Below are 16,353 nucleotides of genomic sequence, written 5' to 3'. Positions count from 1 at the left end.
GGACGCCGCGACTCATCGAGACCTATGAGGCCGCTGTCCGACGGCCATGTGAGCGATCCCTTGCCAAGGCCCACTCCGACGGGCAGGCATCCCGCACGACCCTGCGTGGAGCCCGTCGGGAGGCACGGGACGCCGCAAAGGCCCGAGGCCTCAGCGAGGCGACAGCAGGACGAATTCACCTCGGCGGTTTCGGCTCCAGGCGTATTCGTTCTGGCCTTGGACGGCGGGGCGATCCTCGCCGTAACTGATGGTGAACACGCGGCGCGGGTCGATCCCCTGGAGCGCAATTTCTTCGCGAACGGCCAGGGCCCGGCGTTCACCGAGGGATCGATTGTATTCCTCGGTGCCGCGTTCGTCGCAATGCCCCTCGACCTCGACGGAGGCGGCCGGGTTGGAGCGGAGGTAGTCAGCCACGGCGGTGACCTTGCCCCGCTCCGAGGTCTTCACGACAGAGCTGTCGAAATCGAAGTAAACCACATTGGCGGCAAAGAAGGAGCGATCTTCCCGGTACATCGAGCGGTCGAGGGGGCCCCCGGACATGGCGAGGTTCGTTCCGGGGGTCACGGGGGTTCCCAGCCCGCCGAGGTCGGTACCCTGAACGCCGGTTCCATCGCCGAACCCGCCGACGGTGTCGAAGCCGGCGAGATCGGACGGGCCGCCCGGTTGCGGGTACTGGATGTCGGAGGCGCCCATACGCGCGCCGTCGGGGAGTGGGGTGATACCGGTTGGCTTGCGGCGGCAACCCGACGTCAGAGCGATCACCAGGACGGCGGTCAGTGTGAACGCCTTGGTGAACAGTGCACTTTTCATGGTGATGTAGGTCGGAATCGGAGGAGGACTACCGCGCCCAAGTCGGCTGAGAACAGCTCCCCGAAAGACGGGGCAAATCCTTCGTTTGGCGGGTGGGAACGTCAAGCAGAGACAAAGCCCGGACCCCGCCCGAATGACGCCGGGTGTACACGATGTTGCGTGAGTTGGGTGCCCAGACGGGGTCTTCGCCCGGGACCAGGGCGGTGACGTCGCCTCCATTGGCAGGGACGACGCAGATCTCGAAGCCGCCGCCGCGCTGGGTGGTGAAGGCGATCTGCTGCCCGTCCGGGGACCAATCGGGTTCGGTGCCGTTGGTCACCCCAGCCAGGCGGAGGCGCCGGGGCGTTCCACCGCTGGCGGGAAGGGTATAGAGGGTCGAGGGTCCGCCGGAGCGCGAGGAGTAGCAGAGCGTTCGGTTGTCGGGCGACCAGCAGGGCGATGAGTCGCCCTGGCGATTGTTGGTGAGACGGGTGAGTCCGGAGCCGTCGAGATGGCTGACGTAGAGGTTGGGACTTCCGTCCTTGCTCAGGATCATGGCCACTCTCTGTCCGTCGGCGGAGACCGTTGCGGAAGTGTTCAGCCCGGCCTGACGTGAAAACGGGCGGCGGGAGCCGGAACTGAGATCGTGCAGGAAGATGTCGGGGTTGCCGAGTCGGTACGAGGTGTAGAGCAGGGTCAGCTTTCCGGGGACCCAGGTGGGTGCCGCCACGATGGATCCATCCCGCGTCACCTGCTGGGCGCCGTGCCCGTCGTAGTCCGACACGAAGATCTCCGACTTCCCCTGGGACAGTTCGCATTTGAACGCGATCCGGGTCTGGGCGATGCCGCGCCCGCCGAGGGCCTGCACGACGTCGTCGGACAGGGCGTGGGCCTGCTGCCGGGGGGTGCCTGCCGTGTAGGCGCGGCCGAGGAGCACGGTTCCGCCGCGGTCGGTCAGGCGCCCTTCCAACCGTGTTCCGGAGCCGGCCGCGAGTGTGTAGTGCGCCTCGGATTCGGGGACGATGCGGCATCCGGCGATTTCGAGGTCGAAGCGGAGGACCGCGGCGGCCTCGCCGGTGTAGCCGGTGAGGGCGATGGGGATGGGGGCCGGGCCTCCCAGGCGGGAGATGACGATCTGATTCTGGCCGAGGGTCACCGCCGGAATGGCGGCGGTCATCAGGCCGAGCCAGCGCCGACGGGAGAGGGGTATGGGGCAGGATGGCAACATGGGTACTCAGAGGGGACGTCTGTTCTGGAGATTGAAGCCGATGGTGAAGGTGACGGTGGCGTTGTCGGGAAGGGCGTCGAAGGGCTGAATGCGTTGCACGGCGCGCAGGGCACTTTCGACGGAGCGATCCAGAACGGCGTTGCCGGATCGACGGAGAATCCGGGAGTTCACGATGATGCCGGCGCCGCGAATGACCACTTCGACCTCGGTGGTTCCCGATGTATCGCCCGACTGCGAAGGGGTGGTCCAGGCGCGATCGTAGGCTTGGCGGACCTGCCAGGCCCGGGTGGCGGTTCCGCCACTTCCCGAAATCTGGACATCCACGGTGCTGCGGGTGGTGGATTGGGCGAGGGAGCCGGCGGCGTTGGCCAGTTGACGATCCAGGGATTGCCAACGGGGCGGCGAAGGCGCCTTGGTCGCGGGCTCGGGAGCCCGGGTGGCAGGCCGTTCCGCGGCCTTGGCCTTGCTGAAGTCGAAGGTGGGACTGGTGCGTTCGGGGGCCTTGGAGGCGGGGGGCGTTGACTTGCGGGCGGCGGCGGTGTCGGGGCGGGGCGTTTCCGGGAGGGCGGGACGGGGCGGGTTGTCGGTTCGGGGCCGCGGCGACTGAGCGGGCGGGGGTTGGGGCTGTCGGACGGGTGGAGTGACAGGTGGTGGGGTGACCGGTGGCGGAGTCGGGTCGGGTTGATGCGGCGGGGTTTCGCGGGGTTGCTCCCGGGGTGCTGGGGCGGGAGCGAGGGCGGCTTCCACGAGGGCGCTCGGGACCAGTTCGATGGGGGGGCCGGCGCTCAGCAGGTCGATGCGATGAGGGCGAAAGGCGGGCGCCAGGACGACCACGGCCAGCAATCCGGCATGGAGGAGCGCGGACGCTGCCAGGCATCGTCGTTGGAGTCGGGAGCCACTCATTCGGGGACGGTTCGGAAGTGGATGCGGGTGATGCCGCGACGCTGGCACCGATCGACGACGTTGGCCACGGATTCCCAGGAGGTTCGCCGGTCACCCCGGACGACGACGACCAGGCGGGGGTTGCGTCCGGCCTCATCGACCAGGCGGAGTTCAAGGGCGTCGAGGGACTGCGGTTCGCCATCGAGGAGGTAGGTGCCCTGGGGGGTCACCTCGACCGTTCTCAGGTCGGACTGTTCGAGTTGGGGATCGTCGGGACGTCCACCGCGGGGCAATTCGAGGGACATGCCCTGTTCGAGGAGCGGGGTGGTGATCACGAAGATGATCAGGAGCACGAACGCCAGATCGAGCAAAGGGGTGACATTGATATCCGACAGCGTCACCAGCGCATTCTTCTGGGAGAAGCGGCGCATGGGGGTCAGGGACGGGGTTCCTCCGCCGGGCCATGTTCCTCGAGGAACTCGACCTCCATCCGGGCGGCCACCTCCTGGGCGAAGTTGTCCATCTCGACCGTCAGGACCCGAAGGGTGTGAACGAGCCAGTTGTAACCGAACATCGACGGGATGGCGACCATCAGGCCTGCCACGGTGGTGATCAGCGCCCCGGCGACGCCGGGCGCCATCATCTGGAGGGTGGCAGCCCCGGTCACGCCGGCCGCCACGGCGGCGAAGGCGTCCATCACGCCCCAGACGGTCCCCAACAGGCCGAGGAAGGGGGCACCACTGACGGCGATGGCGAGGAGGATCAGGCCGGCTTCGAGCCTGAGAGATTCGCGGGCGACGCTTCGTTCCAGGGCTCCCTTGACCAGTTCCATGGATTTCAGGCTGAGTTCCCTGCCTTCGATGGCGGAGGACGGGTCGACCGTCGGGGAGGAGGACTGGAGGCGTTGGACCAGTTCGGCGCAGCCATCCTCGTAGATGCTGAAGAGGGGGCAGCCATCGACGTTGACCCGGCGGCTGTGGATTTCGACGACACTACGTTGCCTGAGGTACTCGGCCCGGAAGAGGGTATTGAGGCGCCTGGCTCTCCTCATCTGGAAGGCCTTGGAGGTCATGACCGACCAGGCGAACATCGAGAACACGATGAGGATGCCGATGACGATTTTGCCGGCTGGCGTCGCCCGGTCGAAGTTATCGAGCAAGCTGCTTTGGGCGAGGAGGCAGTAAAACGTCACTTGCATGCGGGGCGATCCACGACGAATGGCTGGCGCCGGGTGTACGGCCACAATCTGTTGAGGTCAAAACCTTTTCCGGTCCCAGCCTGGGGTTCTGCGGGGCGATAACGAAACAGATTGGGCGGAACGATGGCCTGAGGGACTCCTTCCGACCGTCCGGGAGAGTAACTTCTGGATGGGAGCCCATGCGTGGGCGGTGGGCGGGGCAATGTGTCTCACAGTGCGCCAAAGTGGCTCACCAGAGCGTGGGCGAAGGGTGGTTGGATGCTGTGGTTGAATTGCAAAGTGTTTATTTGAAGCGAGTTGGGAATTTTCAGCGGGTCTGGCATGGCGTGCGCTTGCCAGGAATGGGTATGGCGAAAGTCTTAGGCATCGATTTGGGAACGACGAATTCCTGCATGGCGGTGATGGAGGCGGGAGAACCCATCGTGCTGGAGAACTCCGAGGGTCGCCGGACGACGCCGTCGGTGGTGGCTTTCACGAAGACGGGGGAGCGGATCGTGGGGGAGGCTGCCAAGCGTCAGGCGGTGACCAACCCGCGCAACACGGTTTACTCGATCAAGCGGTTCATGGGGCGGAAGTTCTCCGAGGTGCAGGAGGAGATCAAACGGGTGCCGTACCGGGTGGTGGAGGCTTCGAACGGGGATGCCCACGTCGAGGTGGAGATGAACGGGGAGACGAAGCGGTTCAGTCCCCCGGAGATCTCGGCGATGATCCTGGCCAAGCTGAAGGCGGACGCCGAGATGCGGCTGGGCGAGACGATCACACAGGCCGTGATCACGGTTCCCGCTTACTTCAATGATTCGCAGCGACAGGCAACGAAGGATGCGGGACGGATCGCGGGCCTGGAGGTGCTTCGCATCATCAATGAACCGACGGCTGCGTCTCTGGCCTACGGGTTGGACAAGAAGAAGGATGAACTGATCGCCGTGTATGATCTTGGCGGCGGGACCTTCGATATTTCGGCCCTAGAGATCGGTGAGGGAGTCTTCGAGGTCAAGGCAACGAATGGAGACACGCATCTTGGGGGGGACGACTGGGACAACCGGCTGATCGACTGGATTCTGGACGAGTTCCGGCAGGACACGGGGATGGATCTGCGGCGTCAGCCGGATGCGCTGCAGCGCATCAAGGAGGAGGCCGAGAAGGCGAAGATCGCGCTGAGCTCGTCCCAGCAGTACGACATCAATCTCCCTTTCATCACGGCCGACGCCAGCGGTCCGAAGCACATTCAGAAGGCGCTGACCCGGGCCCGGCTGGAGCAGCTGTGCGACGATCTTTTCGAGCGGACCATCGCGCCTGTGCGGAATTGCCTGAAGGATGCGGGCATCACCAGCGACAAGATCGATGAGTTGGTTTTGGTGGGAGGGATGACGCGGATGCCCCGGGTGGTGGAGACTGCACGGAGTTTGGCGAACAAGCAGCCGCACCAGGGGGTGAATCCGGACGAGGTGGTGGCGATTGGGGCGGCGATCCAGGGAGGAGTGCTCAAGGGCGACGTCAAGGATGTGTTGCTGCTGGATGTGACACCGCTCTCGCTGGGAATCGAGACGCTCGGGGGTGTGTTCACGCGGTTGATCGAGCGAAACACGACGGTTCCGACGCGGAAGTCGGAAATCTTCTCGACGGCGAGTGACAGTCAGCCGGGGGTGGAGATCCACGTCCTGCAGGGGGAACGCCAGTTTGCGCGGGACAACAAGACGATCGGGAAGTTTCAACTCACGGACATTCCGCCGGCGCCGCGCGGGGTGCCGCAGATTGAGGTGACGTTCGACATTGACGCCAACGGGATCCTGCATGTCAGCGCGAAGGATCTTGGGACCGGCAAGGAACAGAAGATCACCATCACGGCGTCCAGCGGTCTGTCGAAGGACGAGGTGGAGCGGATGCGCCGGGACGCGGAGTCACACGCCGAGGAGGATCGGCGCCAGCGGGACATTGTGGAGGCACGGAACGAGGCGGACAACGCGGTGTACCGGTCCGAGAAGATGTTGAAGGAGGCGGGCGCGAAGCTCGGCGCGGACAAGAAGGCGGCGATCGAGGGGGCGGTGAAGGCGGTTCAGAGCGCATTGAAGGACGGGGACGCGGCGGCGATCAAGGCGGCCAGCGAGGCGTTGAACCAGGCGTGGCAGGCGGCCTCGGAGGAGTTGTACAAGGCCGCGGGGGCTGCGGCGGGCGCCGGAATGGGGGGAATGGATGGCGGAGCAGGGCAGCCGGGAGGAAACGCGGGGTCCGGCGATTCCGGGGGTTCTGAGGCGCAGGCCAAAGGGGGCAAGGAGGAAGGGACGATCATCGACGCCGAGATCGTGGACGAGAAGAAGAAGTAAGCGGGGCCGGGACAGGGATCGGCCGTGAGGCGGATCTGTTCCCGGAATGGATTTCAAGGATCCCCATCCCGTGTGTGCGGGCGGGGACGATTGAGAGCAAAACGCAGCGATCGTAACAACCGAAGGCAAAGTAACTATGGCACTGAATGTCAAACCTCTGGGGGACCGGGTTCTTGTCGAGCCCGTCGAGGAAAAGGAAGTGAAGAAGGGCGGGATCATCATCCCCGATTCCGCGAAGGAGAAGCCGATGGAAGCGGTGGTCCGGGCCCTGGGAACGGGCAAGGTGGACGACAACGGCAAGAAGGTCCCGTTTGAGGTGAAGGTCAACGACCGGGTCCTGATCAGCAAGTACGGGGGCACGGAGATCAAGCTGGACGGCAAGGAATACAAGATCCTGGGTGCCGACGACATTCTGGCGATCCTCGAATAGACCTGCGAAAACTTACACAACCAAGGAAGAATCAGACATATGGCAGCCAAGCAAATTGTGTTCGACGAAGCCGCGCGGCAGGCACTGCTCCGCGGGGTGACCGTGCTTTCGAAGGCCGTGGCGGCGACGCTCGGTCCGAAGGGCAGGAATGTGGTTTTGGACAAGAAGTTCGGATCCCCCACGGTGACCAAGGACGGCGTCACGGTGGCGAAGGAGATCGAATTGTCCGATCCGTACGAGAACATGGGCGCCCAGATGGTGCGCGAAGTCGCGAGCAAGACGAGCGATGCGGCGGGGGACGGCACGACGACGGCGACGGTCCTGGCCGAGGCCATCTACCGGGAGGGCCTGAAGCACGTGACCTCCGGCGCGAATCCGATCGGCATTCAACGTGGCATTCAGAAGGCCGTGGACGCCGCGGTCGAGCAGCTCGCCAAGATCTCCAAGAAGGTGAAGGACAAGGAGGAGATCAAGCAGGTCGCCACGGTGTCCGCCAACTGGGACACCACGATCGGCAACATCATTGCCGAGGCGATGGACAAGGTGGGCAAGGACGGAACGATCACCGTGGAAGAGGCGAAGTCCATCGACACCACGCTCGACGTGGTGGAGGGGATGCAGTTCGACAAGGGTTACCTTTCCCCGTACTTCGTGACCAACGCGGAGACGATGGAGACGAAGCTCGAGGACGCCTACATCCTGATCTACGAGAAGAAGATCAGCTCGTTGAAGGATCTGCTGCCGATCCTCGAGCGGGTGGCCAAGGTGGGCAAGCCGCTCTTGGTGATCTCCGAGGAGGTCGAGGGTGAGGCGCTGGCGACCCTGGTGGTGAACAAGCTGCGCGGCGTGCTGAATGTGTGCGCGGTGAAGGCCCCCGGCTTTGGGGACCGACGCAAGGCGATGCTCGAAGACATCGCGATCCTCACGGGCGGCCGGTGCATCACCGAAGATCTCGGGATCAAACTGGAGAACCTCCAGTTGGATGACCTGGGCCGGGCCAAGAGCGTGGTGGTCGAGAAGGAAAACACCACCATCGTCGAGGGCGGTGGCAAGAGCTCCGAGATCCAGGGCCGCGTGAACCAGATCCGCCGGCAGATCGAGGAGACCACGAGCGACTACGATCGCGAGAAGCTCCAGGAACGCCTGGCCAAGCTGGCGGGCGGCGTGGCGGTGATCAACGTGGGTGCCGCGACGGAGACCGAGATGAAGGAGAAGAAGGCCCGTGTCGAGGACGCCCTGCACGCGACCCGCGCGGCCGTCGAAGAGGGCATCGTTCCCGGCGGCGGCGTGGCTCTGATCCGCTGCATGGCGGCGATCGACTCCGTCGAAGGAGCGAACGACGACGAGAAGATCGGGGTCGAGCTGGTGAAGAAGGCGATCGAGTTCCCCCTGCGGGCGCTGGCGAGCAACGCCGGCGTGGACGGCTCCCTGGTGGTCCAGGAAGTGCGTCGCCGCAAGGGCAGCGACGGATACAATGTCGCGACCGGCGACTACGAAGACCTGGTGAAGGCCGGCGTGGTGGATCCGAAGAAGGTGACCCGCACCGCGCTGCAGAATGCGGCATCGATTGCGGCGCTCATGCTGACGACCGAGGCGCTCATCACCGAGATTCCGGAGAAGGAAAAGAAGCCGGCTGCCGATCCGCACCATGGCGGCGGCGGAATGGATTACTGATCGGGCGGCAGGAACCCGCAGACACGATCCCATGCACACGAGGGGCTGGCACTGAGCCAGCCCCTTTTTCTTTGGGCGTCGGCCGGGGCGGGCGAATTCGCGGGAGGCGCGACGCTGTCATGCCCGGCCCGCGGAAGGGTTCTCCGCGCGGAGAGGAGACCCGTGCCTCCCATTCAGGGACCGCGGAGGGCGGCGGCGAAGTCGGGGTGGGTTTCGAGAAGGATCTGGCGGATGACGCGGCGTTCGTCGTCGGCGAGGTAGGCGTAACGCTCGGGAGGGGATTCGGCGGAGAGAATCGCGTCGAGGCGTCGGAGGACGCTGGTCTTGAGTTCACGGGGCAGGGCGGCAAAGGCCTCGGAATGGATCAGGTAGCTGCAGCGCCAGCGGAAAAGTCGGGTTTGAAGGTCGAAGTCGCGGAGGCTGCGTCCCTGGGTGTCCGGACGGCGGGAGGCGGCGAAGGCGCGTTCGAAATCGCCGGCGCCGCGGATGCCGCCTTCAGGGAGCCGGATTTCGCCGTGGTAGAGGAGGGCGTCCACGATGCGTTCGGTTTCGCCCTGGACGACGCGGAGGGCGGTGCCGACCGGGACATCGCTGACGGGTTCGCCCAGTTCGAGCTGCAGCTGGCGCTGGTAATGGCTCCAGCGGCGGACGCGGAGGGCGCCTTCGGAGACGCGGTTGTGCATGACCACCTGGTGTTCGAGGACCATGAGGGCGACGATGTCGCTGTCCGGGCGCGGATAGCGGGCGGTGGCGAAGAAGGGGTCGAGGCGGGAGAGGTTGGCACCGGCCTCGGTGTCCACATCGGCGCCCCCGGGGACGGGTGTGGCGAAGAGATTGCCGAGATGCCGGGATTCGCCGTGCTGACCGGTGACGTACCAGCCGCCCCAGCGTCTTTCGAAGGGGGTGTCGTGTCCGACCAGGACGCTGCCGGCGGAGGTGATGGGTTCGCCGCGGAAGTCTGGGAAGACGGAGCGGATCATCAGGCCGGGCCAGTGACGGGTCATGGAACCGCCGTGGCAGGAGAGGCAGTCGGCGTCGCGGACGAACTGCAGGGGGCGGTCCGGGCGACGGGCTTCGAGGCGATAGAACACCATGCCGAGGTTGGGGTCGGTGATGGTGGCCTCGATGAGGCCGCCGGGTACCCAGCCGATGTAGAGGTCGTCGGAGAAGTAGATGGCGCGGGGTTGACGGGGGTGGATGAGGTCGCGTTGGAGGCTGGTGCGGGAGAAGACGAGGACCTGGGATTCCACGGGGACATCGAGTTCGGCCAGGAGCCATCGGAGCAGGTCGGCCTCGGTGCCGCGTGGGCGGTTGGCGGACCACGCCTCATCGAGGCGGGCCAGGCGATCGGAGGGGGTGGCGGTGCTGTAATGGATGGGGGGAAGCTCGTAATCGGGGATGCCCTGGGCCGGGGAATCCGGTGGCAGGGCGAGCAGGCAGAGGAGGATGCCGGCAGCGAGGGGGATGCGACAGACTGGGTGTGGGAGGCGTGGTGCCACGAAATGATGCATGCGCCGAGTGAGGCGATTGTCGAGGTGGAGTGCCTTGACGCAAATCAGAAGTTGGAGGGTTTTTGCCACCTCGGTGTATCCCGGAGTTGTGGGCGAGAAGGCAGCGAATCGGAGGGACGAGTTCCGCGAGTCGTCACCCCAACGCTCCACACCCTTGCGGCCTCGTGGAACCCGGCCCTCCGAGGCGACGCTTCGCGAAGTTCGCGCCTCTCCCCACAACTCCGGGATGCACGGATCCCGATGTCCAGGTGGGATTCCATCTTGCGTTCGGTGCTGCGCAATATTACTCATCGTATTGAGTTAATTGTATGAAACGACGCGTGCTGTTGGACCGGCTGCTCAAGCGCCTTTCCGAGAAGCGACGGTTTATCCAAGTCCTTGCCGGACCGCGGCAGGTCGGCAAGACCACGCTCGTCCGCCAGGCCATGGGCGAATGCAAGCTGCCTTCGCACTATGTCTCAGCCGACGAACCGACCCTTCGCGATCGGACCTGGATCGAGCAGCAGTGGGATCTTGCCCGCCTGAAGGCTGGTCAACATCCCGCGGGCGCACTCCTGATCATCGACGAGGTCCAGAAAGCGTCGGATTGGTCGAGCATCGTAAAGTTCCTCTGGGACGCCGACACCCGGGCCGGAATCTCTCTCAAAGTCGTTCTTCTGGGTTCGTCGCCGCTCCTGCTCCAGACCGGACTCTCCGAGAGTCTGGCCGGGCGGTTCGAGGTCATCGCCATCCCGCATTGGTCCTATGGGGAGATGCGCGAGGCCTTCGGATGGAACCTGGAGCAGTACCTATTCCATGGGGCATACCCCGGTGCGGCGCCCCTGATTGAGGAACCCGGGCGGTGGCGCGAGTACATCGTCCAGTCGCTGATTGAGACCACCGTCGCCCGGGACATTCTGCTGCTGACCCGCGTTGACAAGCCCGCCCTTCTGCGCCGCCTGTTCCATCTTGCGTGCGAGTACTCCGGGCAGGTGCTCGCCTACCAGAAAATGGTGGGACAACTGCAGGATGCGGGGAACACCACGACCCTGGCCCATTATCTCGAACTCCTCGAAGGCGCCGGGCTGGTGGCGGGACTTCCCAAGTACGCCGCCGGCAAGGTCCGTCAGCGCGCGTCGAGTCCGAAGCTTCAGGTTCTGAACACCGCTCTGATGACCGCTCAGGCGGGGCGTTCCCTGTCGCAGACCAGGGAGGATGGCGACACCTGGGGGCGCCTGGTGGAATCGGCGGTGGGCGCCCACCTGCGCAACAGCGCGGCGGGGACCGGCATCGAGGTCAGCTACTGGAGGGAACGGAACCACGAGGTGGACTTCGTATTAAGCCAGGGCCCCGCCGCGGTGGCGATCGAAGTGAAAAGCGGCCGGCGCCGGGATACGCTGGCCGGGATGGAAGCCTTTGCCCGCGCCTTCGAGCCGCAACGCAAGCTGATCGTCGGCAGCCAGGGCATTCCCCTTGAGGAGTTCCTCCTCCAACCCGCCGGCCATTGGCTGCCGTGATTCCGGTCCGCCTTTCGTCCGCCTTTCGTCTTGACCGATCCCCGTACCCTTCCCGCATTTTCCCATCAGATTCGGGAGCCCGCTCCCCTTATTTCCATCGCCCCCGCACCGCGGGTCCCAACGGTCATCGTCCTCCCTTCACCCACTTCCATGTCCTCGTTCCGTCGCGCCCAACGCCTCGCTCTGCGCTGGCGGCGCATTGCCTTGATCCTGCTGGCGCTTGCCGCGGTCCTTTCCGGCTGGCTTGGCGTTCAGTCCGTCACCCGCTCCGCCATTCCCGGTTGCGAGACCGCCGGGTGCGGGGACGTCCTCAACAGCCGGTGGTCGATGGTCTTCGGGGTGCCGGTCGCCTTCTGGGGCGCCGTGGCCTATGCCGCGCTCGCCCTCTTTGCCGGCCGTGCCTTGTCCCACCCGCAGGCCGGCCGCGCGAGGTTTCTTGCCCGGGTCCTGGCAGGACTCGTCCCGGGCGCTGCCGCGTGGTTCATCGCACTGCAGATCTTTCACCTCAACGCCTTCTGTCCGTGGTGTTGCGCCATCCATGTGCTGGCCTGCCTGGGAACCCTGTGTCTCCTGCCTGCCCGGCGCCAACCGGCTCCCCGATCCTCGCCAACGCCCTTCCGCGCCGCCGTTCGGTCCCGGGCCCCGGCGTTCGCGTTGGCCTGTGTCCTCCTGGGCGGACTGGCCGGCATTCAAGCCCTTGGCCCGGCCCCGACCCCTCCCCAGGCGCGCAGCGCCGTCCGCGTCGTCAGCACCTCGGCTTCGACCGCTCCCGACACGCTCCTTCTCCAGGGCGGGCGCTTCGCGTTCGATCCCTCCGCCCTTCCCCGGACTGGCCACTCCGAGGCCTCGCACCAGGTCGTCGTCATCTCGGATTACACCTGCTCCCATTGCCGTCGCGCCTCCCTTCTCCTTCACGAAACCCGCTCCCAGGCCGCCCTGGACGGTGTCGCCTACGTGCATCTGCCCGCCGCCTCCACGCCCAACGCCCGCGCCATCCACCATCTCCTGCTCGCCGCCTGGCACCTCGACCCCGCCGTCTGGAACGTCACTTCCCTCGATCTCCAGCTCGAACGCCTCCCCGCCCAGGCATCCGCCGTCCGCGCCGCCCTCGTCGCCCGGCTTGGCCACGAACGACTCGATGCCATCCTGACCCGGCATCAGGCCGATTTCGATCAGCTCCTCGAATCCACCCGCCAGGTCCGGGCCAGCCACCGCGAACTCACCGGAAGCGGGGGCATCCCCCAGTTCGTGCTTGGCAATCAGGTGATCGTCGGCGCCCCCGCCGACACCGCGGAAGTCCTTCGCTGGTTCGAGGACCACCTCGGCCTGGCAGCCGCCTCGACGCCACCGGCCAACCTCGTTCCCACCCCGCTTCCCGCCCCGGATCCCGCGCCCGTCCGTCCTCCCGGACCGGCCGGGCTGCCTCCGCTTCCGACGTCCGCCTTCGCCTCGGTCGCCTCGATCCACTCCGCAGCGCAGCTCTCCACCGCCGCGTCCACCGCCGCGTCGGCCGCCCCGGAAGCCCGTGTCCTGACGGAACCCCCGCCCGCTTCCCGAAGAGCCCTTCGTCCTGCCGGCCCGACCTCCGCCACCTCCGCCAACGCCTCCGATGCCGGCTCCGGGTCAGGCTCCGGGTCAGGCTCCGGACTCGCCGTCCATGACGCCATCCTGGCGCCCTACGCCCCGGCCATCCCCAGCCTGATTCCCAGTGTCGAGGCCGGTTCCACCCGGTTCACCCGCATCGGCACCGCCCGCGCCGGCGGACCCCCGGTGGGAAAGGTCTTCCAGCTTGTCAACCAGGGCAGCGCGCCCCTGCGCCTCGATTCCATCACCCTTGCCGCTCAATCCCTCAATCCCCGTCTCGCCCTCCACGAACTCGACGGCCCCCCGCGCCAGACCACCCCTGAACTCGCGCGCCGCGCTCCCCCGGGCCCCATTCCCTGGCAGCTCCCCGGGCGTACCCTCCAGCCCGGCGCCAGCCTCCATGTCCTCGTCAGCCTCACCCCGCCCTCCCTCGACGAACTCCGCCGCGCCAGCCACGCCATCTACCGAAGCCATGTCCCCACCGACGCTCCAGAGCCATCGAATCCCGCCGCCCAGCTCGCCCGGATCGAAACCGGACTCCACGCCAGCCGCCTGATCCAGCTCTACGGCGCCCTCCAACGGGCCGCTCTCGAAATCGCCTCCGACGACCCCGAAACCCCTCTCTACCGCCTCAACCTCCTCGGCGCCTTCGCCCCGGAACGCCCGCTGGCCTGCTCCGCCGACAACAACAACTGGGTCCCCCAGGGCTTCTCCTGCGCCAACCAACCCAACGGCACCCTCTGCGGCAGTCCCGACGAGGACGGCCGCCACTCCCGCATCTGCAACCAGGGCGAATGCGTCCTCATGGGCGACCTCAACGGCGACGGCCGGCTTTCCCTCGACGACATCGCCGCCTATCTCGGCGATCTCGATGGCGACGGACACCGCGACGACACCGATGCCCCCCGCCAGCCCGCGCGCCCCCGCAACGCGTGGCTCCGTTCCGGTGACTTCACCTGCGACGGCGCCTTCACCGGCACCCCGCACCTCAACGGCCTCAACCTCCTCGCCACCCTCATCGCCGAGTATTCCGACGCCGAAGCCTACAACTCGCGGGTGATCGAATGGTGCACCGGCCGCGATCTCATCCTCGAGCAGGCCCGGCAACGTCTCGATCCCGGGGCCGTCAACCGCCACCCCAACCACGGCCTCGGCTACGCCTTCAGGAACGGCTACATCGACTTCGACGCCATGAAGGCCGCCACCGGCCCCATCACCGCCACCTCCCCCCTCATCTACAAAACCCCCGACCTCGTCTGCCTCGACTCGATTGGCAAGTTTGACCCCGAGACGGGCGCAGAGCTGCCCCTGAGCTCGACATGGGAATTGGATGAGCGCGGCCTGCTCAGCGGCCGCTATTTGAGCACGAGCGTGGTGAGCAATTTTACGAATAGTCTCGGTATTCCACCCTTGTTTAGAATGTATTCCAACGACTTCCGCGTCCATTTCTTAGGAGAAGACTACCAGGAGAAACTGGATCAGGGCCTCGTCCCACCGCTCTATCTGCCCCCCGGGTTGAAGTTGGAATCCACGACCCCCCGTCGCGAAGCCCTCCTCTGGGCCTCCCAGGTGCAGATGTACTACGACATCACGCGCTACCGTAATGTGTTCTTCAACACGCACTTCGCCAAAGCCCTCAAGCTCCCCGCCGAGGCGGAGAAGAATGTGCTGTTTCGGCAGTTTCGCCCGGATCTTGTGGGTCTGACGAGATTTGCTAAGCCTGAGATTATAATGGAAGAAACTTTCGCTGCTGCTAGCTTGCTTAAGCCGGGAGTCGTTTTGATTGAGCCGCAAGAGAACAGGATTTATCCATCAGTGCGAGTGCGGACTTCTGAAGGAGGATTCGACCTTGATGATGTATATGGCATCGCATTTGATACTTCGGCTGTTGCAGCTGATTATGCGGGGTTAATGGCGTACTGGATTATTAGGGACAAAAGGGGTTTTCCAGGGGAAACGAGTACTTGGGCAACAAATGAGTGGAAGGTAAATGTCTTGCCAGCTGTGAATGATGGGTTGTCTACTTGGGAGGCTTATCGGTTGACCAGCAGCGAGCAGGTGCTGGACTCATCGTCCTACATTGTCTCCCGCTGGTACAATGCATCTGGCTGCAAGGATGGCACCATATCCTGTAGGCATGCTCTGACGATTAATAATCCCATGATTTTTCAGGAGTTAACCAATAACTCCACTTTTTTTCCGTTTTTCGATCACGCCTTCGAGGGTTCCGCGAGGAGGTTTAATTCCCTCGGTGGGGGTGACATTGCTTCATTCTTTTTTGCGGCGGTTCTGAGAGATCTTAGTCAAGACCTTGGACTCGGTGATTGGTACTCGAGCTTGATTTTTTGGAAGGTCTTGGATTACATCGCCGATCAATCGAGCTATTCGATGGCGGACTTCCTCAAACACCTCACTCAAGCAGTGAGGACTCTTTTACCGGAAGGCACAGAAGACAGAGTTCGTGTGGCCTTGGCATCCAGAGGTCTTTTGTCGGAGGGAATTGATAAGATTGCCCTCTCGATGCCTTTTGCTACTCGAGATTCATCAGGCCAGGAGATGGCCTCGACACATCCAGCCATTCAGACACAGGAATTGGGATCGGAGGGCTTTCAAATTGGGACCTATGTTGGTGAGAGTGATGCGCGATTTTATGCTTTCCATTTTTTGAACCACTCCCGTCTTGGCCCATGCGATTCTCTCGAAATTACAAATGGATCGTTCCAGACCAATGGCAGTTACCTTCCCTTGACTGAAGGCCAACCGTTTCGAAAAATCTTTGTTGGGCGTGAGATGGCGAATATAACTTTGCTGGCGCCGGGCCATCATTTTTCTTGGAAGCTGAGCACAAAACGCTGCCCCACAAATTTGGATGCGGATTACAGAATGGACGTTTCAGTATTTGGTTTTCGAGTGACCAGTGCAATAAAAGATGGTTTTGGAGTTGAAATCCGACCGGTCGTAGAGGATCAGTATGTTCTTTCGCCGGTTGATCCGTTTGGGATGCGGCATTTTAAGATCCAATCTCGTGAGATGGGAGCCACCGAGTTTGTCGACAAGGGTGTTGTCTCTCTAGGAACCTCACGTGAATTTTCCAGAAACGTTTACTTGATCCGTTTGTCTGAAGAGGAAGACGGATTGCTGATACCACCATTTAGTATAGCGACGGATAGCCTGCCAAGAACTATCGACTGCGTGTCATTGCTGTGTGATGACTAATCTCTGCAATAGGATCGGTTTCCG

General features: G+C 64.2%; 11 protein-coding genes. 5 read left to right on the top strand and 6 right to left on the bottom strand.

Going from position 1 to position 16,353, the window contains the following annotated elements; all coding sequences use genetic code 11:
- Positions 1-150: 150 nt before the first annotated feature.
- From KF833_12880 to KF833_12860, 5 genes are read right to left on the bottom strand one after another with little or no spacing between them, the layout of a single operon-like run.
- Complete coding sequence (locus KF833_12880; protein ID MBX3746192.1) at positions 151-810, bottom strand: OmpA family protein; 660 nt, start codon at positions 808-810, stop codon at positions 151-153.
- Positions 811-838: 28 nt separating this feature from the next.
- Positions 839-2,017 carry a PD40 domain-containing protein gene (locus tag KF833_12875; protein MBX3746191.1) on the bottom strand — a complete coding sequence of 393 codons (1,179 nt, stop codon included), beginning with the start codon at positions 2,015-2,017 and terminating at the stop codon, positions 839-841.
- A 6-nt stretch (positions 2,018-2,023) separates the two neighbouring features.
- A complete protein-coding gene (locus tag KF833_12870) occupies positions 2,024-2,920 on the bottom strand; it encodes a TonB family protein (GenBank protein ID MBX3746190.1) in 897 nt (298 codons plus the stop codon).
- On the bottom strand, positions 2,917-3,330 hold the full coding sequence (locus KF833_12865; protein MBX3746189.1) for a biopolymer transporter ExbD: 414 nt from the start codon (positions 3,328-3,330) through the stop codon (positions 2,917-2,919). Before KF833_12865 ends, KF833_12870 begins: the two co-directional genes overlap by 4 nt.
- A gap of 5 nt (positions 3,331-3,335) precedes the next feature.
- A complete protein-coding gene (locus KF833_12860; GenBank protein ID MBX3746188.1) occupies positions 3,336-4,097 on the bottom strand; it encodes a MotA/TolQ/ExbB proton channel family protein in 762 nt (253 codons plus the stop codon).
- A 347-nt stretch (positions 4,098-4,444) separates the two neighbouring features.
- On the opposite strand from KF833_12860, the gene dnaK reads away from it, so the two are divergent.
- The 3 genes from dnaK (at position 4,445) to groL (ending at position 8,522) form a co-directional block, all read left to right on the top strand.
- Complete coding sequence (dnaK, locus tag KF833_12855) at positions 4,445-6,418, top strand: molecular chaperone DnaK (protein ID MBX3746187.1); 1,974 nt, start codon at positions 4,445-4,447, stop codon at positions 6,416-6,418.
- A 136-nt stretch (positions 6,419-6,554) separates the two neighbouring features.
- Positions 6,555-6,848 (top strand): co-chaperone GroES, encoded by a 294-nt coding sequence (locus KF833_12850; protein MBX3746186.1) that lies wholly within the window; start codon positions 6,555-6,557, stop codon positions 6,846-6,848.
- 39 nt (positions 6,849-6,887) lie between these two features.
- Positions 6,888-8,522 (top strand): chaperonin GroEL, encoded by a 1,635-nt coding sequence (groL, locus tag KF833_12845; protein MBX3746185.1) that lies wholly within the window; start codon positions 6,888-6,890, stop codon positions 8,520-8,522.
- 173 nt (positions 8,523-8,695) lie between these two features.
- Here the strand turns inward: groL and KF833_12840 are convergent, their stop codons facing one another.
- Positions 8,696-10,021 carry a hypothetical protein gene (locus tag KF833_12840; GenBank protein MBX3746184.1) on the bottom strand — a complete coding sequence of 442 codons (1,326 nt, stop codon included), beginning with the start codon at positions 10,019-10,021 and terminating at the stop codon, positions 8,696-8,698.
- Between the two features lie 320 nt (positions 10,022-10,341).
- On the opposite strand from KF833_12840, the gene KF833_12835 reads away from it, so the two are divergent.
- Both KF833_12835 and KF833_12830 read left to right on the top strand, forming a co-directional pair.
- A complete protein-coding gene (locus KF833_12835; GenBank protein ID MBX3746183.1) occupies positions 10,342-11,529 on the top strand; it encodes an ATP-binding protein in 1,188 nt (395 codons plus the stop codon).
- 150 nt (positions 11,530-11,679) lie between these two features.
- Positions 11,680-16,329, top strand: coding sequence for a hypothetical protein (locus tag KF833_12830; protein ID MBX3746182.1), 4,650 nt, complete (start codon positions 11,680-11,682; stop codon positions 16,327-16,329).
- The last annotated feature ends 24 nt before the right edge of the window (positions 16,330-16,353 follow it).

It is taken from the genome of Verrucomicrobiia bacterium (genome assembly GCA_019634625.1).
Lineage (GTDB): Bacteria > Verrucomicrobiota > Verrucomicrobiia > Limisphaerales > CAIMTB01 > CAIMTB01.
This window is presented reverse-complemented; position numbering and strand designations above follow the sequence as displayed.